This is a genomic window from Nonomuraea sp. B12E4 (assembly GCF_039871825.1).
Classification (GTDB): Bacteria; Actinomycetota; Actinomycetes; order Streptosporangiales; family Streptosporangiaceae; genus Nonomuraea.
Genome location: NZ_JBDPME010000001.1, coordinates 666671 through 692344, shown reverse-complemented (window position 1 = coordinate 692344; position 25674 = coordinate 666671). Strand labels below are relative to the sequence as shown.

Here is a 25674-nt window from a genome sequence, read left to right as displayed (position 1 = left end):
GGTCATGCGAACACGTCCTGCTGGTAACGCCCGCCCGACTCCAGCCCGGCCAGCCAGCCGGTCCCGTCGGCGCCGGTCTTGAGGCGGTGCAGGTCGAGCAGGGCCTGCCGGACGGCCGGCGCCATCCGCAGGCCGTCGCCGCAGACGTACACGTGGGCGCCGCCCTCCAGCAGCTCCCACACCTCGTCGGCGTGCGCGGCGACGGCGTCCTGGACGAACCGGTAGGGATGCCCGGCCACGGCCGAGTACGCGGCACGCACCGTCACCGGCCCGGCATCGGCCCAGGCGGCCACCTCGCCGGCGTACAGCTCGTCGTGCCCGGGATGGCGGCAGCCGGTGAACACCAGGGCCCGCCCGCTCGCCCCCGTCAGCGCGCGCTCCTCGAGGAAGCCGCGCAGCGGCGCGAACCCGGTGCCGGGGCCGACGAGGATCACCGGCGTGGCCGGGTCGTCCGGCAGCCGGAACGGCGGCGCGGGGACGCGGACGTAGCCGTAGAACACCTCGCCCGGCGCCAGCCCGGCCAGGTAGGCCGAGCACATGCCCTGGTAGGTGCCGGTCCCGGACCAGGCGGGGCCTTCGACCAGGCCGACGGTGAGCCGTACGAGGCCGGGGTCGGACAGCGGCGAGGAGGACACCGAGTAGTAACGCGGCCGGATCGGCCCGGCCATCTCCAGGAACACCGGCAGCGGCAGCTCGACCGCCGGGAACCGCTCCAGCAGGGCCAGCGGGGAGACACGCTTGGCCAGGATCTCCTCGGCGTAGTTCGCGGTCAGCTCGGCGAGCTGGCCCCGGGTCCAGGGGCACTGCGTGTGCGCGGACAGCGCCTCCAGGTCGGAGCGGGTGGCCACCTCCTGCAGCTCGGCGAACTCGGTGAGCAGCAGGCCCGCCGTCACCGGGGTGTCCACGGGCAGGTGGGTGGTGCCGGCGGCGCGCAGCCGTACCACCTGCTCGCGGGGGACGCGCAGAGAGCGCAGCGCCCACTCCGCCAGCTCGGGGTCGTTCTTGGCGAAGACGGCCACGTGGTCGCCCGCCGAGTAGGTGACGCCCTCGGGCAGCCGGGCCACGATGGAGCGCACACCGGGGCGCGGCGCCTCGATCGAGAAGTCCCACAGCCCGGCCGGGTCGCCGGTCAGCTCCTCGTTGGAGACGACGGTCAGCGGGAAGGCCCGCTCCGAGACGACGGCGGGCCTGATCTCGGCCTCGCTGAGCACCTCCATCTCGTAGCGCGGCCCGGCACCGTCGGCCGAGGCGCTGTACTCGGCGGCCAGCGCCGCCCACAGCCGGGCCGTCCACGCGGACACGTCGCCGTCGAAGTCGCCGTCCGTGTCGGCCTCGCCACGCTCGATCAGCGGCACCGCCCCGGCGGCCGTCAGCTTGTCGAAGGCGCGCCGGGGGAAGTCCTGGTACGTCGGCCACTGCGTGTTCCCGCAGCCCAGCACCGCGAGGCGGACGTCGGACAGGTCGGGCAGGCCGTCCAGGGCGTCGAAGCGCTGGGCGTTGTCGGGGGCCTTGCCGTTGTAGGAGGAGGCGACCACGACGAGCAGGCCGGACCGCGGCGGCTCCAGCTCGTCCAGCGTGGTCAGCGTGGTGGCGAACCCCGCCCGCCCGGCCCGCTCGGCCAGGCGCTCGGCGAGGTCGGCGCTGGTGCCGAGGTTGGAGCCGTAGGCGACGGTGAGCGGCACGCCGGTGACGGTGACGTCCTGCTGCTCGCCCTCCTGGACCGCCGGTTCGGCCACGGCGGCGCGCTCGTGGGCGCGGCGCTCGCGGACCCGGAGGGTGAACCCCTCCGGCTTGAGGGTGAGCGTCTGCTTGATCTTCATGCGGTAGGCGTTCTGGTCCGACAGGGCGAATCGCTGAAGGATCATCGCCAGCGCCATCCGGGCCTCGGTGAGCGCGAACTGGCGGCCGATGCAGGCCCGCTCGCCGTTGCCGAACGGCTTGTAGGCGCCCGGGTGGTGGGCGGCCTTGTTCTCCGGCAGCCAGCGGTCGATGTCGAACTCGTCGGGGCGCTCCCACGCCTTGGGGTTGCGGTGCAACGTCGGCAGCAGCACGGCGATCTGCTCGCCCTCGGGCACGGGGTAGCCGCCGAGCGTGGTGTCGGCCACCGGGGACACCGCGAAGATCGGGATCGGCGACCAGAACCGCAACGTCTCCTCCAGGACGCGGGGGATGACGTCGAGCCTCATGATCGTCTCGTAGCTGGGCGGCTCGTCGCCCGGCAGCAGCCTGTCGACCTCGTCGTAGGCGCGGGCCAGGGTGTGCGGCTCGCGCAGCAGGTTGTACAGGGCGAAGGCGAGCAGGCCGCTGGTGGTCTCGTGCCCGGCGATGAGGAAGGTGAGGACCTGGTTGCGGATGTTCTCGTCGGACAGGCGGGCGCCGGTGTGCGGGTCGGACGCCTCCAGCATGAGGCCCAGCAGGTCCTTCGCGCCGATCCCGCCGCCGCCGCGGCGCTCCTTGATCACGTCGTCGACCAGCGCCTGCATGGTGGCGATGTCGCGCCGGTAGGCCTCATCGCTCTTGCGCATGAGCTTGTTGACGAACGGCAGCCGCTGGTTGCGCAGCATGGCATGGGTGAGGGCGCCACCCATGGCCTGCAGGAACGGGTGCAGCTCGGGCGACTCGAACGACCTGAACCGGTAGCCGAACCCGGTGAGCGAGATGATGTCCAGGGTCAGCCGGGTCATGTCGTCGGAGACGGGCAGGTCCTCCCCCTGGCGACCGGCCCACGACTCGATGAGCCGCTCGGCGACCTCGAGCATCTGCGGGTAGTACGCCTTCATCGAGCGCTGACTGAAGGCGGGCATGAGGATGCGGTGGGCGTGCCCCCACACCGGCTCGTGCAGTTCGGCCGTGAATAATCCGTCGCCGCCGAAGTCGCGGACGATGGACAGCGGTGGGTTGATGCGCTTGATGAACCGTGTCTCGTCGCACACCTCGGCGACGAGGTCGGGGTCGTACACCAGCACCACTGAGCGCCCGGCGATGTCCAGGCGGTAGATGCCCTCCTCGTAGTCCGCGGCCACCCGGACGAAATGCTCCACCGGGGAGTGCGAAGGGATTTGCAGGGTGTTGCCCACGATCGGCAGGCCCTGCGGGGCGGGGATCCGAGCCATGAGTTGCTCCCTCACGTAGCCATACGCTGTATGGCGGACGCTACCATACGGCGTATGGCAGCGAGCGCGCGCAGGGGCACTCCCCTGACTCTCCAAGAAATCAGCGCCACGGCCGTGCGGATGGTGGACGAGGGCGGAGTGGAGGCGCTGTCCATGCGCAAGCTGGCGGCGGAGCTGGACGTCAACCCGATGTCCCTCTACCACCACGTGGAGAGCAAGGACGCGCTGCTCGAACTGCTCTGCGACACGGTGGCCGACCGCATGCGCATGCCGCCGGACGACGGCTCGCCCTGGCAGGAGCAGCTCAGGGCGCTGGCGGTGGCCTACTACCAGCACGCGCAGGATCATCGGGCCATGTGGGGATACATCCACGAGCATCCGGAGCTCGTCGCGGACCGCCGGCAGGTGGTCTGGCAGACGCTCTACCGGATCATGCGGCTGGCCGGGGTGCCGGAGCCGGAGTTGCGGCGGACGAGCGACGTGCTGCACGCCTTCGTCTCGGGCTTCATCTACGCGGAGGTCCAGGGCCACTTCTCGGACGACCCCGAGGAGATCGCCCGGATGTTCGACACGGCCATCGACGTGATCATCCACGGCCTCCAGGGCGGCTCCCGGACGGGGTGAGGGGGCCGTGGCCCCCACACCGCGGGTTTCCAGTCCACCGCCCGCGTCCTGCCATCAACGCGGCGACCGCGCGGAATCGACGCCCGGGGGGCCGGCCGCGGTCAGCCCGACGCCTCCCAGACCGCCTCGAACGCCTCCCGCGTGATCTCGGTCAGCTCCCAGATCTCCAGGGGCTGGTCGGTGAGGAAGCCGCGCTCGTCCTGCAGGTGCCGCCACCAGTAGCGCCGGGCGCCCCGATCGGTGCCGACCTCGACCTGCCGCACCGCCCAGTGCTCCGCGTCGCCCTCGACACTCTCGAACAACCACGCCCGCCCGTCCTCGTCGCCGAGGTGCCAGTAGTGGCGCGGGGCGTCGGACTCGGCGAGCTGCCGCACCAGCGGCCGCCGGAGATCGTCTGAAAGCACGCGGCCCACTTTAGGGCCCGGACGGGCGTTACCGGGCGCAGGCGCCGGTCCTCCCCGGACGGGCGTTACCGGGCGCAGGCGCCGGTTCTCACTGATCCGCCGCGGCGCGGCCCTGGCCTGGTGATCGGCGCCGCCGACGCGGCCGCCCGCCCGGCGAGGTCAGCCCTGGTGGGCCCCCGCGTTCGGCGTGGCGGGCAGGGGCCTGCCGGCGATGTCCTTGATGAGGGCCGCACCGCCGTACCAGGACGGGGGGAGCCTGACGCCGCGGCCGAGCGCCGGGGAGCCGGGGCGCAGGCGCAGGTTCGTCCTGGAGACGAACATCGGGTCGGCCATGACGGACCTCGGCCCCAGCTTGAACCTGGCCTTGCGGCCCTGGTAGACGCCGGCGTCCTCGTCGGCGCCCGTACCGTCCTCCCAGCCCGCCTCGCCGCCGACGGCGATCGCGTTGTTGCGCAGCTTCAGGATCGACGGCGAGCAGCCGTCGTGGCAGGACCAGCCGATGGTGTCCCTGGCCGGCAGGTAGACGGAGTTGTGCACGGCGATCGTGCCCTTGACCGGGCCGACGGGGTGGCGGGCGCCGCGGGTGATGAGGAACGAGCCACGACCGCGGGCGGAGGTCACCACGTTGAAGGCGAAGACGTTGCCGGTGGCGGTCCTGCCCTTCTCCGCGCCGAGCTCGGCGAAGGTCTCGTTGTCCTGGGTGGTGTTGTGGGTGACGCGGTTGCGGTCGCCGTTGAAGATCTCGACGGCGGCCCCGTCGGTGCCGTAGTCCCTGCTCCTGGCGAAGCTGCCGGTGATGGTGTTGCCGGTCACCAGGTTGTCGTCGCCGTTGAGGAGCACGCCGAAGGCGCCGGAGTCGTTGTCACCGCCGGCGTCGTTGACGCTCATGCGGTTGTTGTCGGCCAGGACGCTGTCGCGGATGGTGTTGTGCGAGCCGGCGGGCGTGACGAAGACGCCGGCGACGTTGCCGTCGGCCCGCACGCCGGACAGCTCGATGTGGTCGCCGTCGAGCGCGAACCCGGCCCAGCGGCAGCCGGAGGCCCACAGATCGCTGATGCGCCAGTGGTCGCCCTTGACCGCGACGCAGTCGGCGCCGCTGCCGCTGATCCTGGCGAGCGGGCCCGAGCCGTAGGAGCTGACGACGATGGGCCGGGCCGCGGTGCCGCTGGCGGACAGGACGAGGCCGCTGGTGAAGCCGCTGCCGCGCTTGAGGCGGACGGAGTCGCCCGGCTTGAGGCCGGCGGAGCCGATCTTGCCGAGCGACTTCCACGCCGTCGAGGCGCTGGTGCCCGCCGCCGCGTCGTTCCCCGCTCTGGAGTCCACGTAGTACGTGGTGCCGGCACGGGTGGAGGCCGCCTCGGGAAGCGCGGGCAGCAGGGAGGCCATGACGGCTACGGAGAGCAACCTCATACGTGCACACCACTATCTAGTTCGAGTTGGAACGAGCCAATGATGGCAACCGTAGCCCGCCATCGCCTGTCCCGCTACACGATCAGTGCATGACTCGTCACTCTGTGTATTGGCGGCGCCGACCGTCCCATTGCAAGGACCGGAAGAAACTTGCGGCAGGGTGATTCCGGACTGATCCCCTTGCACACCGTTCCGACCTCGACAAAGGCCCCGGAGTCAGGCGCGGCGAGATTTGCAACTTTCCGAAAGTTGCACTTGACCCTGGTCAACGATCGCGACATCCTTCACCAGAACATCACCCGACATCTCGGGCATCCGGGGGAAGGACGTTCATGTTCGGCAACGACGACTGGTGGCGTGACGCCGTCGTATACCAGGTCTACCCCCGCAGCTTCGCCGATGCCGACGGCGACGGCATGGGAGACCTCGCGGGCGTCCGCTCCCGCCTGGGCTACCTCGCCGACCTCGGCGTGGACGCCATCTGGCTCAGCCCCTTCTACACCTCGCCGATGGCCGACGGCGGCTACGACGTGGCCGACTACCGCGACGTGGACCCCATGTTCGGCACGCTCGGCGACTTCGACGCGCTCGTCGCCGACGCCCACGGGCTGGGCCTGCGGGTGATCGTGGACCTGGTGCCGAACCACTCCTCCGACCGGCACCCGTGGTTCCAGGCCGGGCTGCGCGACCGCTACATCTTCCGCGACCGGCCGAACGACTGGGAGTCCGTCTTCGGCGGCTCCGCCTGGACGCAGGTCGAGGACGGGCAGTGGTACCTGCACCTGTTCGCGCCCGAGCAGCCCGACCTCAACTGGGACAACCCGGCCGTACGCGCCGAGTTCCGCGACATCCTGCGCTTCTGGCTCGACCGCGGGGTGGACGGCTTCCGGGTCGACGTGGCACACGGCATGATCAAGGCCGACGGGCTGCCCGACGTGGGCCCCAAGGACGGCCGCCAGGCCGAGATGCTGGGCGGCGAGCAGGTCCCCTACTTCGACCAGGACGGCGTGCACGACATCTACCGCGAGTGGCGGCCGATCCTCGACTCCTACCCGGGCGGGCGGATGGCCGTCGCCGAGGCGTGGGTGTCCTCGCCGGAGCGGCTGGCCCGCTACATCGGGCCCGACCAGTTGCACCAGGCGTTCAACTTCGAGTTCATGATGGCCGACTTCCACGCCAAGTCGTTCCGTACCGTGATCGAGAAGTCCCTCAAGGAGGCGGAGCTGGTGGGCGCGCCCACCACCTGGGTGCTGTCGAACCATGACAAGCCCCGGCACGTCACCCGGCACGGCAGCCTGGCCCGCGCCCGGGCGGCCACGCTGCTCATGCTGGCCCTGCCCGGCTCGGCCTACCTCTACAACGGCGAGGAGCTGGGCCTGCCCGAGGTGCTCGACCTGCCGGACGAGCTGCGTCAGGACCCGGCCTTCCGGCGCCGCGGCGAGAGCCGTGACGGCTGCCGGGTGCCGATCCCGTGGACGAGCACCGGCGGCTTCGGCTGGCACGACCCGTGGCTGCCGATGCCCGCCTCCTGGGGCGCGCTGTCGGCCGAGGCGCAGGAGCCCGACCCCGCCTCCACGCTGAACCTCTACCGGGCCGCGCTGAAGCTGCGCAGGACGCATCCCGCGCTCGGCGGCGGCACGCTGACGTGGCTCGACTCCCCCGAGGACGTGCTGGCCATCGAGCGCGAGCCAGGGTTCGTCGCGGCGCTCAACACCGGCGAGCAGCCGGCGCGCCTCGACCTGGCCGGCGAGGTGCTGCTGGCCAGCGGCCCGCTGGGCGCCGACGGCACGATCCCGCCGGACACCGCGGTCTGGCTGCAACGCTGACGGTTGGCGGAATCTTTCCCTCCACCGGACACTATGCCGAGGATCACGCTCGGTAGCCTCGTGAGGTGGCACGCTGGTGGGCCAGATCCTTGCGCGGACGCGTGACCCTCATCGCGACGGCGATCGCCGCCCTCGTGTTCGTCCCCGTGGCCGTGGCCGGGGTCGCCGTGGCCAAGTCGGTGGTCGCCGCCGCCGTGGCCAAGGACACCCGGGACACGGCCGAGCGCATCGCGTACGAGATGCGCAGCGGCGCGCTGCCCATGGGCGCCGCCATCCCCGTGCCCAACCCGTCGGTCGACCTCATCCAGATCGTCGCCGCCAACGGGCAGGTGCTGGCCGCGAGCGACGGGGCCAGGAACCTGCCGCCGCTCAGCGGCGTACGCCCCACGGTCGAGACGCGGGTGGTCAGCACCACGAACTGCCTGCCGACCGAGTGCGTGCACCTGTCGGCGGTCCGGGTCACCATGTACGCCGACTCCCCCGTCGTCTACGCCGGCCGCCGCACGCCGGACGTGCTGGCCAGCCGTACCCTCGAAATCGTGGTGTTCTCCGAGGTCGCCGTGGTGATCACGCTGACGGCGTGGGCCACCTGGCTGATCACGGGGCGGGCGCTGCGGCCGGTGGCGACCATGCGCGCCGAGCTGGACGAGGTCCACGCCGGCGATCTGAGCCGCCGTGTCACCCAGCCGAGCGGTGACGACGAGGTGTCCCAGCTCGCCAGGTCCGTCAACGCCACGCTGAGCCGGTTGGAACGTTCCGCTCTGCAGCAGCGCCAGTTCGCCTCCGACGCCTCGCACGAGCTGCGCACCCCGATCGCCGGGCTGCGCGCCCAGCTTGAGAGCGCGCAGCTCTATCCGGACGACACCGACGTCGAGTCGCTGGTGGACTGCGCGCTGCGCGACACCGACCGGCTGGAGGCCATCATCACCGACCTGCTCCTGCTGGCCAGGATCGGTTCCAGGGTGGACATCGTCAGGGAGCGGGTGGACCTGGCCGAGCTGGTCCGGCAGGAGCTGATCGCCCGCAGCGACAAGGTCCCCGTACAGGTGGACCTGGAGCCCGGGGTGAGCGTCGACGGCGTGCGGCTGCAGCTCGCCCGGCTGCTCACCAACCTGCTGGACAACGCCCAGCGGCACGCCGAGAGCCTGGTCCGGGTCGCGGTGCGCGGGGAGGGCTCCGTAGCGACGGTGGCGATCGAGAACGACGGCGTGGAAATCGCCACGGAGGACCGCGAGCGCATCTTCGAGCGTTTCACCCGCCTGGACGCCGCCCGCAGCAGGGACGCGGGCGGCACCGGGCTGGGCCTGGCCATCGCCAAGGACGTGGCGATGGCCCACCGCGGCCGGATCGGCGTCGAGGAGTGCCGGGGCGGGGCACGCTTCGTGCTCCGCCTGCCCCTCGCCCCACCGCCACGATGCCCGGGCGGCTAGACCGGCGACAGCCCCCCGCCGCCGTGGTGCCCGGGTGGCTAGACCGGGGAAAGCTCCCTGTCGCCGCCGGTGCCGGGCCCCGGCTCCGGGCGTTCCGCGTCCTCGTCCAGCAGTGTGGCCTCGTCGAACGGCAGCCGCCCGGCCAGCACCACCTCGGCCCGCTCCCGGTCGAACTCGCCCGTCCAGGTGCCGACGAGCACGGTGGCGACGGCGTTGCCGGCGAAGTTCGTCAGCGCCCGGGCCTCGGACATGAACCGGTCGATGCCCACGATGAGGCCGACGCCGTCCACCAGCTCGGGCCGGTGCGCCCGCAGGCCGCCCGCGAGGGTGGCCAGCCCGGCGCCCGTCACCCCCGCCGCGCCCTTGGAGGCGACCATCATGAACAGCAGCAGCCCCACCTGCTCGCCGAGCCCCAGCGGCGACCCGGTGGCCGTGGCGATGAACAGCGTGGCCATCGTCAGGTAGATCGCGGTGCCGTCCAGGTTGAAGGAGTAGCCGGTCGGCACCGTGATGCCGGCCACGGCCCGGCTCACGCCCAGGTGCTCCATCTTGGCGATGAGCCGGGGCAGGGCCGTCTCGGACGACGAGGTGGACAGGATCAGCAGGAACTCGCGGGCCAGGTAGCGCAGCAGCGCCAACAGGTTGATCCGGGCGACCAGCCACAGGACCGTGCCCAGCACCACGCCGACGAACAGCACGCACGTCACGTAGAAGGCGACCATGATGATGGCCAGGCTCTTGAGCGCCTCGACCCCGGTGGCGCCCACGACGGCCGCCATCGCGCCGAACGCCCCCACCGGCGCGGCCCACATGACCATGGCGAGGATGCGGAACACCAGCCTTTGCAGGTGCTCGATGCCGCGCAGGATCGGCGCGCCCTTCTCGCCCATGGCCTGCAGCGCGAACCCGGCCAGCAGCGCCACCAGCAGCGCCTGCAGCACCGAGCCGCTGGTGATGGCCGACAGCAGCGTGTCGGGCACGATGCCGAGCAGGAAGTCGACCGTGCTGGCGGCGCCCTTGGCCGCCTCCTCCTGGACGGTCTGCCTGGCGGCGTCGGTGATCCGCAGCCCCGTACCCGGGTGGATGACGTTGCCGACCACCAGGCCGATGACCAGCGCGACCGTGGACATCACCAGGAAATAGCCCAGCGCCAGGCCGCCGACCTTGCCGACCTTGGCCGCCTTCCGGACCGAGCCGATGCCGAGCACGATCGTGCAGAAGATGATCGGCCCGATCACCATCTGGATCAGCGCCACGAAGCCGGTGCCGATGGGTTTGAGCTCCTTGCCCACGTCCGGCCAGATGAGTCCGACCAGGATCCCGAGCACTACCGCCACGATGACGGCCAGGTAGAGATAACGAGTGCGATCACGCATGGGGAGCTCTCCAGCGTAGATGACATACCTTCTGGAAGTCCGACTATGCGGTTCGCAGTGACGCAGGTCACCATTGAGTAAGTTACGTTCACGGGAGAATGTCAGATGCGGCGCTGGAGCCTGGCAGGCCAGATGCTGGTCCTGCACCTGCTCGTGGTCGCCGTCACGGTGTCGGGCGGCGCGCTGCTCGCGCTCGTGCAGGCGCACGATCTGCTCACCGAGGAGGCGGGCAGCACCGCCACGGCGGTGGCGGTGAGCGTGGCGGCCGCGCCCGACGTGCTCGCCGCGCTGGACACGGCCGACCCGAGCGCGCGGCTGCAGCCGTTCGCCGAGGAGGTACGCCGCAGGACCGGTGTCGACTTCGTCACCATCATGCGGCCGGACGGCACCCGCTACACCCACCCGAACCGGGCCGAGATCGGCCATCCCTTCCTCGGCCACATCGACCGGGCGCTGGCGGGCGAGACCTTCACCGAGACCTACACGGGCACGCTCGGCCCGTCCAAACGGGCGGTCACCCCCGTCATGGCGGGTGGCCGGGTGCGGGCGCTGGTCAGCGCGGGCATCACGATCGACAGGATCAGTGCCAGGGCGCGCGACCAGTTCGCCTGGGGCGCGCTCGTCGGCGCGCTGGCGCTCGCCGTGGGCGCGGTGGGGACGTGGCTGGTCACCGTACGGCTGCGCCGCCAGACGCACGGGCTCGGCCCGGTGGAGCTGGGCCGCATCCACGAGCACCACGACGCGGTCCTGCACGCCGTCAGGGAGGGCCTGCTGCTGGTCGGCCGGGACGGCACGCTGACGCTGTGCAATGACGCCGCCCGGCAGTTGCTCGGCCTGCCGCCGGACGCGGAGGGCCGGCACATGGCCGGGCTCGGACTCTCGGAGGTGCTGGCCGACCCCGAGGAGCGCGTTCACCTGGTGGGCGAGCGGGTGCTCGCGGTCAACAGCGCCGTGAGCCGGCTCGGCACCGTGGTGACCGTGCGGGATCACACCGAGTTGCAGTCGCTGGCCGGGCAGCTCGACGCCGAACGCGGGTTCGCCGACTCGCTGCGCGCGTCCGCGCACGAGGCCGCCAACCGGCTGCACACGGTGATCACGCTGGTGGAGCTGGGCCGTACCGAGCAGGCGGTGGCGCTGGGCACGGCGGGGCTGCGGGCCGCACAGGAGCTGACCGACCGGGTGGTCGGCGCGGTGCGCGAGCCGGTGCTCGCGGCCCTGCTGCTGGGCAAGAGCGCCGAGGCGGCCGAGCGCGGCGTGGAGCTGCTGATCAGCCAGGACAGCGAGCTGGACGACCTGGGCCTGGATCCGGGCGACCTGGTCACGATCGTGGGCAACCTGATCGACAACGCGATCGACGCGGCGGGCCGGGTGGAGGTGCATCTGGCCGGCGACGCGGACGGGGTGGTGATCAGGGTGGCCGACGACGGGCCGGGGCTGAGGGACCCGGGGGCGTTCGCCAAGGGCTGGACCACCAAGGGTGACGGGCACGGGCTGGGGCTGGCGCTGGTGGGCCAGGCGGTGCGGCGGCTGGGCGGCACCATCGACGTGGCCGGATCGACCTTCACGGTGCGGCTGCCGGTGCCGGACCCGGGCACTGTCAGGCCCGTGCCGGACCCGGGCCCAGGCAAGCGCGCTCCGGACCCGGGCACGACCGAGCGTGCGCCGGCGCCGGGACGGGTGCGATGAGTTCGGCGCCGGTCCCGGGTGGGGTGATCTCCGTTCTGGTGGTCGAGGACGAGGAGATCACCGCCGAGGCCAACCGCGTCTACGTCGAGCGGGTGCCGGGTTTCGCGGTGGCCGGGGTGGTCAGGTCGGGCGGGGAGGCGCTGCGCTTCCTGCGCGGGAGGCCGGTGGACCTCATCCTGCTCGACCTCTACCTGCCCGACATGCACGGCCTGGAGGTCTGCCGGGCGGTACGCGCGGGCGGCCTCATGTGCGACATCATCGCCGTCACCTCGGCCCGCGACCTGGCCATGGTGCGCTCGGCGGTGTCGCTGGGCATCTCGCAGTACCTGCTCAAGCCGTTCACCTTCGCGACACTCGCCGAAAAGCTCACGCGTTACGCACGGTTCAAGGAGGAAGCGGGCCTGGCCGTCGGGCAGGGGGATGTGGATCGGGTCCTGGGCACGCTCCGCGGCAGCTCAGAGCTGCCGAAGGGAATGTCCAGGGACACCCTCGACAGCGTGGCCGCGCAGCTACGCGGGCACCCGGGGGGCATGGCGGCCCAGGCCGTGGCCGACGCCGTCGGAGTGTCCCGCGTGACGGCCCGCCGATACCTGGAATGCCTGGTGGAGCTGGGTGTGGCGGCCCGCTACCCACAGTACGGCGGAGTGGGCCGGCCAGAGTTGCTCTACCGGATCCCCATGGAAAGTTAATGACGCTGACGCTGGCTGTTCAATCCGGCCCTCTAGCTTCTGGGTGCAATCCAATGCTTTGAGGAGACACACCTTGCGAGTCCTGGCCGTTGTTCCCGCCCGCGGAGGTTCGGCGGGCGTACCCCTGAAGAACCTCGCCCTGGTCGGGGGCGTCCCACTGGTCACGCGCGCGGTGCGGGCCGCGCTGCGCGCCGAACTGGTGGACCGGGTCGTGGTCAGCACTGACCACGACGGCATCGCCGAGACCGCCAGGCAGGCGGGCGCCGATGTCGTCGAACGACCGGAGGAGCTCAGCGGCGCCACCGCCTCCAGCGAGTCCGCGGTGCTGCACGCGCTCGACGCTCTCGGTGAGGAACCCGAGGTGGTCGTCCTCGTGCAGTGCACGAGCGCGTTCATCGATCCCGAGAACATCTCGGCCGCGGTGCGCAAGGTGCTCGACGGGGAGGCCGACTCGGTGGTGTCGGGGCTGCCGACGCACGAGTTCCTCTGGACCGCCGCCGGCGGCGGGGTCAACCACGACCCGGCCGTCAGGCAGCGCCGGCAGGACCGCGAGCCCGAGTTCCGCGAGAACGGCGCCTTCTACGTCATGCGCACCTCCGGTCTGCGCGAGCACGGCCACCGCTTCTTCGGCAGAACCGCCGTGCAGCCGGTGCCGTCCAAGCACGCCATCGAGGTGGACAACCCCGAGGACCTGGAGCTCGTACGCGCGCTCGCCCCGTTCATCGACCAGCCCGAGCCGATCGACGTGGACGCGGTCATCACCGACTTCGACGGCGTGCACACCGACGACCGCGCCTACGTCGACTCCGACGGCCGGGAGATGGTGCTGGTCAGCCGCTCGGACGGGATGGGCGTCTCGCTGCTGCGCCGTTCCGGCGTCAAGGTCCTGATCATGTCCACCGAGCACAACCCGGTGGTGGCCGCCCGCGCCCGCAAGCTGGGCGTGCCGGTGCTGCAGGGGCTGGCCGACAAGCGCACCGTGCTGCGCGACTGGCTGAAGATCGAGGGTCTCGACCCCGCCCGGGTGGCCTACGTCGGCAACGACGTCAACGACCTCGGCCCGATGAGCGAGGTCGGCTGGCCGGTCGCGACGCCCGACGCCCACGCCCGCGTGCGTGCCGCCGCCCGGGTCGTGCTGACCAGGGCCGGCGGGGACGGCGCCGTGCGCGAGCTGAGCGACCGCGTGGTGGCCTCCCGGCCGCAGCCGACGGCCGCCGACATCAGGACGCAGCCCAGGCTCGGCCCGGTGGCCATCGGCGACGTGCTGGTCGGCGACGGCGAGCCGGTGTACATGATCGGCGAGATCGGCATCAACCACAACGGCGACCTCGACATCGCCCGCCGCCTCATCGACGTGGCGGCCGAGGCCGGCTGCCAGGCTGTCAAGTTCCAGAAGCGCACTCCCGCGATCTGCGTGCCCGAGGAGCAGAAGGGGCAGATCAGGCAGACGCCGTGGGGCGAGATGACGTACCTGGAGTACAAGGAGCGCACCGAGTTCGGCTACGACGAATACCGGCAGATCGCGAAATACTGCGACGAGCGTGGCCTGCACTGGTTCGCCTCGCCGTGGGACGTCCCCTCCGTGGAGTTCCTGGAGGAGATGGACGTCCTGGTGCACAAGGTGGCCTCGGCCAGCGTCGCCGACCACGAGCTGCTGCGTGCCCTGGCCGCCACCGGCAAGCCGCTCATCCTGTCCACCGGCATGTCCACGCTGTCGGAGATCGACCAGGCCGTGGAGATCCTCGGCATTGATAAGCTGATCATGATGCACGCCACCTCGACGTACCCCCTGCCGCCCGAGGAGGCCAACCTGCGCACGATCACCACCCTGAAGGACCGCTACGGCGTCCCCGTCGGCTACTCCGGGCACGAGCGCGGCCTGCAGATCTCGCTGGCAGCGGTCACGCTCGGCGCGGTCTGCGTGGAGCGGCACATCACGCTCGACCGCACCATGTGGGGATCCGACCACGCCGCCTCGCTCGAGCCGTCCGGGCTCGAGCACCTGGTACGCGACATCAGGATCATCGAGCAGGCCCTGGGCGACGGCGTCAAGCGCGTCTTCCCGGGTGAGGAGGCCCCAAAGGCCCGGCTGCGCAGGGTGACCGTCTGACCGTCCCGTACCAGGAGAAATACCGTTGATCACCCTCTCGGTTGTCGTGCCGGTGCGGGACGGCGAGCGCTTCATCGCCGACGCGCTGACCTCCCTCTGCCGCAACGCCCGGCACGACTTCGAGTTCATCGTCGTGAACGACGGCTCCGTGGACGCGACCGGAGAGATCATCGAGGACTTCCTCCCTGATCTCCCCGGGCTGACCGTGTTGCGCAACCCCGCCCCCGTCGGGCTGGCGGACGCGCGCAACACGGGCCTTTCAGCCGCGTCCGGCCGATACGTGACGTTCATGGACGGTGACGACTGGCTCGCGCCCGGCTACCTGGCGCAGCTCGTCGCCGCCATCGACGGGCTCGGCTGCGACTTCGTACGCACCGACCACGTCCAGGTCGAAGGCCGCAAACGGGTCCTGCACCGGGCCCCGATGACGCAGCGCGGCGTCGTGCTCAACCCCCGTGATGCCATCCTCCCGGCCAGCACGCGGACCATGGTCGACTACCCCTACGCGTGGGCCGGCATCTACCGGCGCTCCCTGCAGGACCTGCTGCACTTCCCCGGCTCGCTGCACACCGCCGAGGACCGCCCGTGGATCTGGCGGCTGCACCGCGAGGCCGCCACCTTCGCGGTCGCCTCGCTGGCCGGGGTGTTCTACCGGCGCCTTGTCTCCGGGTCGCTGACGCAGGTCGGCGACGAGCGCCAGCTCCACTTCTTCGACGCCTTCGACCTGGTGTTCAAGGACCTGGAGCCGGAGTTCATGCCCAAGGCCGTACGGAACTTCTGCGCGCTGCTCGCCCACCACCTCGGGCTCGCCGACCGGTTCACGCCGGCGCTGCGGGCCCGCTTCGAGGAACGCGGCGCGCAGATGATGCGCGCGCTGCCGCGGGAACTGGTGGCCGCATCGGTGGCGCGAATGTCCCTTGAGCGCGAGACCACGCTCCGGGCCCTGGTGCCCGATCTGCCCCCCAGCCCGTACATCCGGGTCCGCCGCGACCGGGAGGAGTCCTAGTGAAGGTCTTCTACGCCTCGACGCTGTTCGGGGCGATGTCCCTGGCTGCCGCCATCGATGACGGCCGGTTCGGGGACGGGCGCCGCGTTCTCGTCGTGTCCAACAACTCCGCCATCCCCGAGGTGGCGATGCCGCTGGACAAGTCCCCCGGCTTCGCGGCGCTGCGCTCCCGCTTCGACGAGGTGCTCTCCTGGAACGAGCTGATCGCGCCGCTGCACCCGTCCGACTGGCGGGCGCGCGTCATCGAGGTGCCGATGATGGAGCGCCTGATCCGCTCTCACTGGGGGCTGGACGGGATCGAGGAGCTGGTGCTGGAGTCGATCGCGGTGCCGCCGGCGCGGACGATCGCGGGGCTGGTGCGCGACTGCGCGATCACGGTCTACTCCGACGGCCTGATGAGCTACGGCCCGACCCGCGACCCGCTGCCGGCCGAGATCTTCCGCCGCATCGGGCGGCTGCTCCACCTGGACCTGGTGCCGGGGCTGACGCCGCTGCTGCTCAGCGAGTACGGCGTCACCCCCGCCATCCTGCCCGAGGAGCGCTTCCTGTCGATCGTGCACGACGTCGCCTCCACCGCGCCCGACCTGCCCACCGGCAGGGCCGTCATCCTCGGCCAGTACCTGTCGGCGCTGGAGATCGTCACGCCGGAGGAGGAGGCCGCGCTGCACGAGACGATGCTCAAGGCGCTGGTCGCCCGCGGCTTCCGGGACATCGTGTTCAAGCCGCACCCGGCGGCCGGGCGCCGGCACGCCCAGCTCCTGCGCGGCGCGGCGGTGCCGCTCGGCGTGCGGCTCTCGGTGGTCGGGGAGAGCGTGCCGGCCGAGGTGTGCTTCGCGGCGCTGCGCCCGGAGCTGGTGGTGGGCTGCTTCTCCACCGGCCTGGTGACGGCCCAGCGCTACTTCGGGCTGCGGGTCGCCTCCCACGGCACGGAGATGGTGCTCGACCGGCTGGCACCCTACGAGAACAGCAACCGGATCCCGGTCACCATCGTGGACGCGCTGCTGCCCCGGATGTCGGCGGACGGCACGATCGAGCAGCCGTCGCCGGCCCTGGACCTGCCCCGGCTCGTCCACGCGGTCGGCTATTGCATGCAGGCCGAAAGCTATCCGGACCTGCGGCCGGAGGGCATCGAGTTCGACCGGCGCTACTTCAAGCGCAAGCGCCTGGAAGTGCTGGGCCTCGCCGAAGGGGGTAAGCCCAGCACGTTCACCAAGATCCGCAGAAAGATCAGGTCAGCGATCTGAGATAGCGGCGCATCCGCCGCTTGGCCCGGTAGCCCGCCCGCAACATCGTGGGCGGCACCTCCACCCGCAGCCTGGCCCGGCGCCGCGCGGCCGCGAACTCGGGCCCGTCGAGCAGCGACTTGGCGGGCACCCGCGGCCGGGAGATCACCAGCCCGGTCAGCAGCCCCGCCCAGTCGTTGCGCTCGGCCGGCTGGAAATAGTTGGCCGCGCACCACCGTTGCGAGGCCATCCGGAAGTCGCCCTTGGCCAGGTCGTCGAGCGTGCCCAGCAGGTCGCTGTCCTCGAACACCAGGTTGATCATCTCGGCGCTCACGCCGAAGTCGCTCAGCACCAGCGACGGCACGCCCATGGCGATGGCCTCCAGCGCCGCCGTCGAGCTCACCGTGACGAACCCGGCCGCCTGCGAGAGCTGGTCGTGCATCGACCCGGCCTCGAACAGCAGCCGCCCCGGCTCGCCCATGTCCCGCCACAACCGCTGGTAGTGGTGGCGCTCGTTGTGCGTCTGCCGCTCGTCCTCCAGGGCGCGCAGCTTGATCACCACATCCAGATCGGGCCGCCGCCCGGCCAGGTCGGCCAGCGCGGTCAGGATGCTCTCGCGCTGCTCGCGCTGGCGCGGCACCTTGGCCTGGGTGGCGAACACCACCCGGTTGCCACCCCTGGAAACGACGTCCGGCCGCAGGAACGGCAGCCTGGCCAGGCCCACCGCCCCGCCGCCGCCGAGCCGGGCCGCGATCTCGCCGAACTCGGCGGTCTCCCGCTCGCTGTGCACCACGAACAGATCACAACCGCTGCGGAACAACCACGCCTTCTCCGTCGCGGGCACCGAGATGCCGGGCAGCCCGCTGACGAACACCGGGCGCGGCCGCAGCCCCGCGAACACCTCGGCCACCAGCACGTCCACCACCGGGCCCGTGCAGGCCACGAGGATCACGTCCGGCTGCGTACGCTCGGCCACGCGGCGCACCGAGCGCGCGGACAGCACCGGCGGCAGCTCGCCCCCGTGGTCGCGCCCGCCCACCGCGGCGGCGATCTGTTCCGGCGAGGGCGCGATCGGTGTGCGCACCACCACCAACTCCGTCGCACAACCCGGGGGGAGATCCTCGAGCAGACAAGCCGCCCACTTCAGATATGAATCGGAGTCGGCAACCGCCAACACTTTCAACCGGACACTCCAGTCAGATGTGAGCGCAGGGCAGGAGCCGCCCTGCTGGTCCACCAGTCATCAGGAACGTCCACGGGCTCCACGGCGACACCGCGCGGGCTGAGCAGCACCCGCAGCGAGGTGATCGCGGTGGAGGGAAGGCTCAGCACCCGCTGGCCCGGGTCCAGGCCACGCAAGGTCAACTCGGCGGGCGCGCCGGCGTCGTGCACGGTGATGCCGGGACGCTCCCGGATCAGCGCCACGTCCACCGGGTCCTCGCGGCGGTGCGGATAGTAGGCCAGCGGCTCCCGCGCGGCCAGCTCCGTCAGCCAGCGCAGGTAGTGCTCGCGGTGCACAAGGCCGTTGCGCACGAGCGAGGTGCCGAGCACGACCGTACGCTCGGCGGGCCCCTCGGTGCTCGGCGGCTGGGCCCGCAGCCAGGAGAAGTCGTGCCGGACCAGGTTGACGCCCGCCTGCCGGACGGCCTCCGCCAGCTTGTCGTCCACGGCCAGGGCGGTGAAGATCGACACCTTGCTCAGGCGCAGCCGCAGCGCCGCCGCCAGGCCGAGCGCACTGCGCAGCTTGGTCGGCGTGGCGCGGGCCCGCAACAGCGGCTTGTACGGCCCCCCGGCCAGCAGTTCGAGCAGCCGGATCGTGGCCAGCCCATCGTCCACCACGATGATGCGGCCGGGATTGGACACGAGCCAGCGAAGCTGCACCTTGCCGGAAAAGGCGTCGCCGACCGCCTGCACCCGCCTCGGCATGCGCTCACGCGGCTCCGCCAGCACCAGGCCGTCAGGGAGCCCGAGTGCGCCCAGCTCCCGCCGCGTCGCCTTCAGCGGTCGAAGCCCCGCACGCGGCACGACAGCCGTGGTGGGACCGAGGAGCCCGGCGTGATGGGCCTCGACGGCGCACAGCATCTGGAGCGGGGACTCCACCCAGGCCGACGCCTGTTCGACCACTCGTTGCCCTCCCAGCCGGGTGATGGCCCGTTATGACCCCTGCAAGCTACCCCGGCCGCCTTAAGCCCTCAGAAACTCAACGTGAACAATGGACGGTATGAACTCGCTCATGCTCAACACCGACGGCGTGCAGATCCCGCAACTGGGGTTCGGCGTCTGGCAGATACCCGCTGACGAGGCCGAACAGGCCGTGACGACCGCGCTGCGGGCCGGTTACCGGCACATCGACACCGCCGCGGCCTACGGCAACGAAGACGGCGTGGGCCGGGCTGTGCGGGCCGGCGGGCTGCCCCGCTCGAAGGTGTTCGTCACCACCAAGCTGTGGAACGGGGATCACACCCGCGCCGAGGAGGCCTTCGACGAGAGCCTGGCCCGGCTGGGCCTGGACTACGTCGATCTCTTCCTCATCCACTGGCCGGTGCCCAAGCAGGGCAAATATGTGCAGGCGTGGAAGGCGATCGAGAAGATCTACCGTGACGGCCGGGCCAAGGCCATCGGCACGTCCAACTTCACCGTCGCGACGCTCACCCGGCTGATGGACGAGACCGAGATCACGCCGTCGATCAACCAGATCGAGCTGCACCCGTACCTGCAGCAGCGCGAGATGCGGGCCTTCCACGAGGCCAACGGCATCCTCACGGAGGCGTGGAGCCCACTCGGGCAGGGCAGGGGGCTGCTCGACGACCCGGCGCTGGGGGTGCTGTCGGGGAAATACGGCAAGACGCCCGCGCAGATCGTGCTCCGCTGGCACCTGCAGCTCGGCAACGTCGTCATCCCCAAGTCGGCGACGCCGTCCCGGATCGCCGAGAACATCGACGTCTTCGACTTCCTCCTCGATCCCGAGGACATGGCGGCCATCGGCGCGCTGAACAGGGGGCAGCGCATCGGGCCCGACCCCGACACGTTCAATGTGAGCTGAAACGTCGTAACATTCTCCCCCGTGCGGGAGTTTGCGTGGGGTATAGCGGCGACGGGCGGCATCGCGCGTACGGTCGGGGCGGCGATCGTGGCCGAGCCCGGGATGCGGGTGGCCGCCGTCGGGTCCAGGGTGCTGAGCCGGGCGCAGGCCCTGGCCGCCACGTTGGGGGCGGAGTCGGCCTACGACTCCTATGAGCGGCTGTGCGCCGACCCGGCGGTGGACGCGATCTACGTGGCGACGCCGCATGCCCAGCACCTGGAGGTGGCCGAGGCGGCCATCGCCGCCGGCAAGTCCGTGCTGTGCGAGAAGCCGCTGGCCGCCACCGTGGCCGACGCCGAGCGCATGGTACGCCTGGCGCGCGAGGCGGGCGTGTTCCTCATGGAGGCCATGTGGATGCGCTTCAACCCGCTGATCCAGGCCATCGCGGCCGATCCGCGCTTCGGCGACCTGCGCTCGGTGCAGGCCTCCTTCGGCTTCAGCCACCCCTACGACCCGGCACACCGGCTGTGGGCGCCCGAGCTGGGCGGCGGCGCCCTGCTCGACCTCGGGATCTACCCGTTCGGGCTGGCCCAGCTACTCCTCGGCATGCCCTCCGGCCTGCGGGTCACCGGCTCGCTGGCGCCGAGCGGGGTGGACGCGGAGGCGGCCGGTGTCCTGTTGTATCCGGAGGGCCGGCGGGCCCTGGTGGAGACGTCGCTGGTGGGCGACTACCCCAACAGCGCCAGTGTCGTGGGCACCCGGATGCGGGCCGACATCCTGGCGCCGTTCTGGGCCCCGCGGCGGATCCTGTTCTCCGGGCCCGGCATGGAGCCGGAGGAGCACGTGCTGAATCCCGCCGACAACGGGTACGCCGGCGAGCTGCGCGAGGTCCGGGCCGCGACGGCCGAGGGCCGGACCGAATCCCTGATCATGCCGCTTGACGAGTCCCTTGCCATGATGGGCCTGCTGGCCGACGCTCGGAAACAACTTGGCTAGCCATGCCTTTATGGACTTGTAATCCACTTGCCTGATGTATTACCTTATGGGGCATTCGGAGATAAACATCCGGTTTGTCCGGATTTATCCGACCATCGTTTGGAAGATCACAGGAACGTCCTGTGACCGCTGAATCCGCCTCCGGGCGGAACCGGGGACCCACGTCCTTGGGGTGAATCGGCACTCCGGTGCCGTAGGGCAGCTTCCACGCCCGAACCCGTCAGCTAACCCGGTAAGCGGCATGGAAGCAAGGAGCGCCCCCTCGATGGCTACGCATCCCTGTACGACCTCGCCGAAGACGCACCTCGCCCGCGCCGCCCTCGGTGTGGCCGTCGCCGCCGCGGTCTTCGGCGGCCAGGTCACCGCCGCCGGCGCCGACACCGGCCACGAGCAGCCGGCCGCCGTCACCGTCCACGAGCAGCCGGCCGCCGACAAGCCGGAGAAGGCGCCCATCACGGCCACCGCCGCGCAGGTCCTCGCGCTCGCCCGATCCCAGATCGGCACCTCCGAGGACGCCGACGGCGGCGGCACCAAGTACCAGAAGTGGTACGCCGCCTCCCCCCGCGCCGAGGAGACCGTCGCCCGCGACGGCGGCACCACGGCGGGCTACCTGAACGCCGCCTGGTGCTCGATGTTCGTCTCCTGGGTCGGAGACCACATCGGCGCCCCCAGCCTCGTCGGCTGGGACGCCTACACCGTCGCCCACGCCGAGTGGTTCGCGGCCAACAACCGCTTCGGCGACAAGCCCAAGCCCGGTGCCGTCGTCTTCTTCTCCTGGAGCGGCAGCAAGAACATGGACGACATCCAGCACGTCGGCTTCGTCGTCAAGGACAACGGGGACGGCACCATCTCGACGATCGAGGGCAACACCCGGGGCCAGGTGGCCGCCCGGGTCCGCCCGAAGTCCCAGGTCGTCGGCTACGGCTACCCGGACTACGCGGCCTGACCACCCGGGGCCCCGCCGGACACGATGTGAGCGCGCGCCTTTCGCCCGAGGCGCGCGCTCACATCGCGTCCGGGGGCGATCTACCCCGGGCGGCAGGGTCGCGCGACGGCCGCGTTCGTCGCAAGCGCACGACAGCGGAATCACCGGGGCCGCCAAGACGGCGGGTTTGCCCGGCCCGCTGAGTGGCTACGAGTATCCGGCGGCACTGTCATCAGCGGAAACCCGCCGACAACACACCGCGGCACCGCCGGCGCGCCACCACCGTGGGCGCCACAGGGGCGCCGCAGTGGGTGCCCACACCGGACATCACTGTGGGCGCCGCAGGGGGCGCCGCAGGGGGCGCCACATGTGTCGCCGCCACGCCGCCGAGGAGACCCGCATGAGAGCCGACCCGCGACCCCGCCGGTCCGCCGGCGTCCGCCGTACCGGAGGTCGTGGGTGAGGGGCGGGCTGAGGCGGATCGCCGACGCGCTGTTCCCCGGGGGAGAGAACCCGCACGGCGAGCTGCCGGCCCTGCTGATCGTGCTGACCCTGGTGAGCGGCCTGGTGGACGCCGTCAGCTTCCTCGGCCTGGGCCGGGTCTTCGTCGCCAACATGACCGGCAACGTGGCCTTCCTCGGCTTCGCCCTGGCCGGCGACAACCAGCTGGCGGTCTGGGCCCCGCCGCTGGCCCTGGCCGCCTTCGCCGGCGGCGCGTGGAGCGCCGGACGGCTGACCGGGCTGCTCGCGGACGCGCGGCGGGAGTTCGTCATCCTCACGGTCGCGCACGCGTTCCTCGTGGCCGCCGCGCTCGCGCTGGCCCAGCTCGCCGGGCACCGCGAGCCGGTCGTCCAGGCGGTGCTCATCGCCCTGCTGGCCTGGGGCATGGGTTTGCAGAACGCCTCCGTGCGCAGGGCGGGGGTGCCCGACATGACCACCACCGTGCTCACCCGTACCATCACGGGCCTCATCGTCGACCCGCCGGGGCGGGCCGCCCGGCGGCGGCAGGCCGTGTCGGTCCTCACCCTGCTCGCCGGCGCGCTGGCCGGCGCCGCGCTGAACCTGACCGTCGGACCGGTGCCGGCGCTGGCGGTGGCCCTGGTCCTGCTCGTACTCGTCGCCGTCACGACCCCCCGCACGCCTGGGCCCCCGGCCCCGGCGGGAACGTAGGCGGCCGCCTTTACCATGTAGATTTCTTGAGGATCTTGACACGGTGGATTCCTCGGTGGCCGGCGGCGCGGCGGAGGTGTCGATCCGCCGCGGAGTCGTTCGACGCGTCGACGGGACCGGCGGGTGGCCGGGACACACGAAAAGGAGATCATCTCGATGAAGTTCATGATCGTGGGCAAGGCCGGCGTGGAGACCGAGGCCGGGGTGCTGCTGGCGGCCGAGGGCCTCTACCCGAGCTCGGAGGGGGCGCGGATCGCCTACAGCGGAGGCCGGGCGAGCGTGATCGACGGGCCGTTCACCGAGGCCAAGGAGCTGATCGCCGGGTTCTGGCTGATCCAATGTCCCGCTCCCCCATCGTCGAGCTCAACCGGGCCGTCGCGCTCTCCATGGCGTACGGGCCGGAGGTGGGCCTCGGCCTGCTCGACCAGATCGTGGACGAGCCGTCGCTCAAGGACTACCACCTGCTGCCGAGCGTGCGGGGTGACCTGCTGTTCAAACTGGGACGGACCCGGGAGGCCCGCGCCGAGTTCGGGCGGGCGGCCTCGCTGACCCGCAACGCCCGCGAACGCGCCCTCCTGGAGGAACGCGCCGCCGCCTGCTGACGGGCCTCTCGCGGGGCGCAGGCTCAGCAGGTCTCCAGAGCCGGGAGGCGTCCGGCGAAGAACGCGCCCGGGGACACCCCCATCATGGTGCGGAACTCGGCGTTCATGTGCGACTGGTCGTAGTAGCCGGCCGCCGCGGCGAGCCGCGCCCAGCGCGGGGCCCTGGCCCGGCCGGCGGCGAGCACCCGGCGGATCCGCGCGATGCGCGCGAAACGCTTGGGCGGCAGCCCGACCCAGCCGGTGAACAGGTCACGCAGGTGCCGCTCGCTGACGGACAGCCGCCGGGCGATCCCGGCCACCGACTCCCGGCGCGGCCCGGGACCGTCGGCCAGGGCTTCGGCGGCGAGGCGTACCAGCTCGCTCCGGGCCAGGTCGGCGCTGCTCCGCGCGCGCAGGCGGGCCGACAGGGCCGCCTCGACCCGTTCGAGAAGCGCCCGCGGATCGACGCCCGTCTCCGCCGGCCCCTCCCACGGTCCGCCGCCCAGATCGCCGAGGTTGATCACTCGATCCACCAGCTCGCTCGCCTCGACCCCGAGCAGCAGTCTCGCCACCCCGGGGCGGAGCCGGATCCTGAGGCAGAGGGGGAATTCCTTGCCGGCATGGTAGGTGGCGCGGGTGCGCGGCCCGACCAGCAGCAGCTCGGCGCGGCGCGCGGCGGCCGTGCGGAGGACCAGCGCGGTGTCGCCGTCGGGGACGTGCACCAGCGGCTCCCGGCCGGCACACCCGCCACCGGAGGTCAGGACGGTGACGCCGCCGGCCCACCACCGCGGGGGCAGGTCCATGGGGGCTTCGGTGCTCACGGGCCTCACGTTATCCGGGCTCCACGGGGCCTCGACGACCGGGCCCGCTGTGCCGAAACTTCCTATAGGCGCTGGTGGGAGCGCTGGCAGGGTAATGACCATGATCCTTGTTACAGGTGCGACCGGCACGGTCGGCAGTGAGGTGGCCCGGTTGCTGGCGGCCGGGGGCGAGCGCGTACGGGCACTGACCCGGAATCCGGCGAAGGCGCCGGCGATGGCCGGTGTCGAGATGGTGCGGGGCGACTTCGACGACCCCGAGTCCCTGGCGTACGCCGCGGCGAAGGCGGAGGCGCTCTTCCTGCTCGACGCCCCGGGCCCGGAGGTGCCCCGGCACGACCAGGCCATGCTGGCGGCGGCGCGGACCGCGGGCGTGCGCAAGGTGGTGAAGATCTCGGCCATCGGCACCGGCGAGCGGGACGGCGCCGAGGTGGGGGACTGGCATCTGCCGGGAGAGCAGGCGCTGCGGTCGACCGGCACGCCGGATGGCTGGGTGTGGACGGTCCTGCGTCCTTCCAGTTTCGCCTCCAACGCCCTGGGATGGATCGAGCCGATCCGGTCCGGGGCCCCGATCCCCAACACCACCGGGAACGGCACGCAGGGCGTGATCGATCCGCGGGACGTGGCCGAGGTCGCCGTGCGGGCACTGACCTCCGACGACCATGCGGGCGAGGTGCTCACCCTCACGGGGCCGGAACTGCTGAGCGTCCCCGACCAGGCCGCACGGCTGGGCGAGGTGCTCGGGCGCCCGCTGGAGACGGTGGACGTGCCGCTGGAGACCTACCGTGAGGGCCTGCTGGCCGCCGGCCTGCACCCCGCCTTCGCCGAGGTGGCCGTCAGCGGCTCCCGCCTGGCCGCGGCGGGCGGGAACGCCCGCCTGACCGGGGACGTGGAACGGGTCCTGGGCCGCCCGGCCCGCTCCTTCACCGTCTGGGCGCGCGACCACCGCTCCGCCTTCGCGAGCTGACCGGCCCGCCCCGTGGCCTCCTCCGCGTGACTGGCCGGGTGACCGGGAGCCAGAGGAGGCTGTGCGGGTGACATGCCCTTGATGCGACACAAAAGATGTCTCTTGTGGTGGGAGCGCTCCCAATCAGGTCTTTGCGAGCTTTATCAGGAAAGCTCCCCTTCTTAGCGGCCTAAACGCCCCAGAGGTAACGGTTGCGTTTCGGCGCATTGACGCGCAGACCCCGTAAGTGCACCCTTTGTGGGAGCGCTCCCAAAGACCCCACCGCGGCGGGGCGCATGCCGCGGTGCATCTCCCCAAC

20 protein-coding genes, 2 pseudogenes and 1 riboswitch are annotated in these 25674 nt (G+C 71.7%); of the genes and pseudogenes, 15 read left to right on the top strand and 7 right to left on the bottom strand.

Annotated features, from left to right (window positions below; genetic code table 11):
• Window positions 1-2: 2 nt before the first annotated feature.
• Window positions 3-3113 carry a cytochrome P450 gene (locus ABGB18_RS03140; RefSeq protein WP_347693761.1) on the bottom strand — a complete coding sequence of 1037 codons (3111 nt, stop codon included), beginning with the start codon at window positions 3111-3113 and terminating at the stop codon, window positions 3-5.
• 54 nt (window positions 3114-3167) lie between these two features.
• On the opposite strand from ABGB18_RS03140, the gene ABGB18_RS03135 reads away from it, so the two are divergent.
• Window positions 3168-3737, top strand: a complete 570-nt coding sequence (locus ABGB18_RS03135; protein ID WP_347693760.1) for a TetR/AcrR family transcriptional regulator — start codon at window positions 3168-3170, stop codon at window positions 3735-3737.
• Window positions 3738-3838: 101 nt separating this feature from the next.
• Here ABGB18_RS03135 and ABGB18_RS03130 read toward each other — a convergent pair whose 3' ends face one another.
• Both ABGB18_RS03130 and ABGB18_RS03125 read right to left on the bottom strand, forming a co-directional pair.
• Window positions 3839-4141, bottom strand: coding sequence for a hypothetical protein (locus ABGB18_RS03130; protein WP_347693759.1), 303 nt, complete (start codon window positions 4139-4141; stop codon window positions 3839-3841).
• Window positions 4142-4300: 159 nt separating this feature from the next.
• Window positions 4301-5551 (bottom strand): right-handed parallel beta-helix repeat-containing protein, encoded by a 1251-nt coding sequence (locus ABGB18_RS03125; protein ID WP_347693758.1) that lies wholly within the window; start codon window positions 5549-5551, stop codon window positions 4301-4303.
• A 332-nt stretch (window positions 5552-5883) separates the two neighbouring features.
• Between ABGB18_RS03125 and ABGB18_RS03120 the strand changes: the two genes are divergently transcribed.
• Window positions 5884-7377, top strand: a complete 1494-nt coding sequence (locus tag ABGB18_RS03120) for a glycoside hydrolase family 13 protein (RefSeq protein WP_347693757.1) — start codon at window positions 5884-5886, stop codon at window positions 7375-7377.
• Between the two features lie 65 nt (window positions 7378-7442).
• Window positions 7443-8807 (top strand): HAMP domain-containing sensor histidine kinase, encoded by a 1365-nt coding sequence (locus ABGB18_RS03115; protein ID WP_347693756.1) that lies wholly within the window; start codon window positions 7443-7445, stop codon window positions 8805-8807.
• A gap of 38 nt (window positions 8808-8845) precedes the next feature.
• On the opposite strand, the gene ABGB18_RS03110 is transcribed toward ABGB18_RS03115, so the two are convergent.
• The gene (locus tag ABGB18_RS03110; protein ID WP_347693755.1) at window positions 8846-10183 is read right to left on the bottom strand and encodes a cation:dicarboxylase symporter family transporter; all 1338 of its coding nucleotides are present in this window, start codon (window positions 10181-10183) and stop codon (window positions 8846-8848) included.
• Window positions 10184-10288: 105 nt separating this feature from the next.
• Between ABGB18_RS03110 and ABGB18_RS03105 the strand changes: the two genes are divergently transcribed.
• The 5 genes from ABGB18_RS03105 (at window position 10289) to ABGB18_RS03085 (ending at window position 16918) form a co-directional block, all read left to right on the top strand.
• On the top strand, window positions 10289-11869 hold the full coding sequence (locus ABGB18_RS03105) for a sensor histidine kinase (RefSeq protein WP_347693754.1): 1581 nt from the start codon (window positions 10289-10291) through the stop codon (window positions 11867-11869).
• A 23-nt stretch (window positions 11870-11892) separates the two neighbouring features.
• Window positions 11893-12558 carry a response regulator gene (locus tag ABGB18_RS03100; RefSeq protein ID WP_347693753.1) on the top strand — a complete coding sequence of 222 codons (666 nt, stop codon included), beginning with the start codon at window positions 11893-11895 and terminating at the stop codon, window positions 12556-12558.
• A 73-nt stretch (window positions 12559-12631) separates the two neighbouring features.
• A complete protein-coding gene (locus ABGB18_RS03095) occupies window positions 12632-14668 on the top strand; it encodes an N-acetylneuraminate synthase family protein (RefSeq protein ID WP_347693752.1) in 2037 nt (678 codons plus the stop codon).
• Window positions 14669-14693: 25 nt separating this feature from the next.
• A complete protein-coding gene (locus tag ABGB18_RS03090; protein WP_347693751.1) occupies window positions 14694-15674 on the top strand; it encodes a glycosyltransferase family 2 protein in 981 nt (326 codons plus the stop codon).
• A complete protein-coding gene (locus ABGB18_RS03085; RefSeq protein ID WP_347693750.1) occupies window positions 15674-16918 on the top strand; it encodes a polysialyltransferase family glycosyltransferase in 1245 nt (414 codons plus the stop codon). The genes ABGB18_RS03090 and ABGB18_RS03085 overlap by 1 nt, the downstream gene beginning before the upstream one ends.
• Here the strand turns inward: ABGB18_RS03085 and ABGB18_RS03080 are convergent.
• Together ABGB18_RS03080 and ABGB18_RS03075 are read right to left on the bottom strand one after the other, a co-directional pair.
• Entirely contained in the window at window positions 16902-18074 is a 1173-nt protein-coding gene (locus ABGB18_RS03080; RefSeq protein WP_347694294.1) for a DUF6716 putative glycosyltransferase, read from the bottom strand. The two genes, ABGB18_RS03085 and ABGB18_RS03080, sit on opposite strands and share 17 nt — an antisense overlap.
• Before the next feature lie 2 nt (window positions 18075-18076).
• A complete protein-coding gene (locus ABGB18_RS03075) occupies window positions 18077-19021 on the bottom strand; it encodes a hypothetical protein (protein ID WP_347693749.1) in 945 nt (314 codons plus the stop codon).
• A gap of 97 nt (window positions 19022-19118) precedes the next feature.
• Between ABGB18_RS03075 and ABGB18_RS03070 the strand changes: the two genes are divergently transcribed.
• The 6 genes and pseudogenes from ABGB18_RS03070 to ABGB18_RS03045 all read left to right on the top strand — a co-directional run.
• Window positions 19119-19940 carry an aldo/keto reductase gene (locus tag ABGB18_RS03070; protein ID WP_347693748.1) on the top strand — a complete coding sequence of 274 codons (822 nt, stop codon included), beginning with the start codon at window positions 19119-19121 and terminating at the stop codon, window positions 19938-19940.
• Between the two features lie 21 nt (window positions 19941-19961).
• The gene (locus ABGB18_RS03065) at window positions 19962-20915 is read left to right on the top strand and encodes a Gfo/Idh/MocA family oxidoreductase (RefSeq protein ID WP_347693747.1); all 954 of its coding nucleotides are present in this window, start codon (window positions 19962-19964) and stop codon (window positions 20913-20915) included.
• A gap of 117 nt (window positions 20916-21032) precedes the next feature.
• Window positions 21033-21169, top strand: a riboswitch (cyclic di-AMP (ydaO/yuaA leader).
• A gap of 11 nt (window positions 21170-21180) precedes the next feature.
• Window positions 21181-21861 (top strand): CHAP domain-containing protein, encoded by a 681-nt coding sequence (locus ABGB18_RS03060; protein WP_347693746.1) that lies wholly within the window; start codon window positions 21181-21183, stop codon window positions 21859-21861.
• Between the two features lie 438 nt (window positions 21862-22299).
• Complete coding sequence (locus tag ABGB18_RS03055) at window positions 22300-23010, top strand: YoaK family protein (protein ID WP_347693745.1); 711 nt, start codon at window positions 22300-22302, stop codon at window positions 23008-23010.
• A gap of 156 nt (window positions 23011-23166) precedes the next feature.
• Window positions 23167-23307 (top strand): annotated as a pseudogene (locus ABGB18_RS03050) (YciI family protein); the annotation flags it as partial.
• 44 nt (window positions 23308-23351) lie between these two features.
• Window positions 23352-23612, top strand: a pseudogene (locus ABGB18_RS03045) (RNA polymerase subunit sigma-24); the annotation flags it as partial.
• Between the two features lie 23 nt (window positions 23613-23635).
• Here the strand turns inward: ABGB18_RS03045 and ABGB18_RS03040 are convergent.
• The gene (locus ABGB18_RS03040) at window positions 23636-24412 is read right to left on the bottom strand and encodes an AraC family transcriptional regulator (protein WP_347693744.1); all 777 of its coding nucleotides are present in this window, start codon (window positions 24410-24412) and stop codon (window positions 23636-23638) included.
• A 100-nt stretch (window positions 24413-24512) separates the two neighbouring features.
• Here ABGB18_RS03040 and ABGB18_RS03035 point away from each other — a divergent pair, with 100 nt between their 5' ends.
• Complete coding sequence (locus ABGB18_RS03035; RefSeq protein WP_347693743.1) at window positions 24513-25376, top strand: SDR family oxidoreductase; 864 nt, start codon at window positions 24513-24515, stop codon at window positions 25374-25376.
• The last annotated feature ends 298 nt before the right edge of the window (window positions 25377-25674 follow it).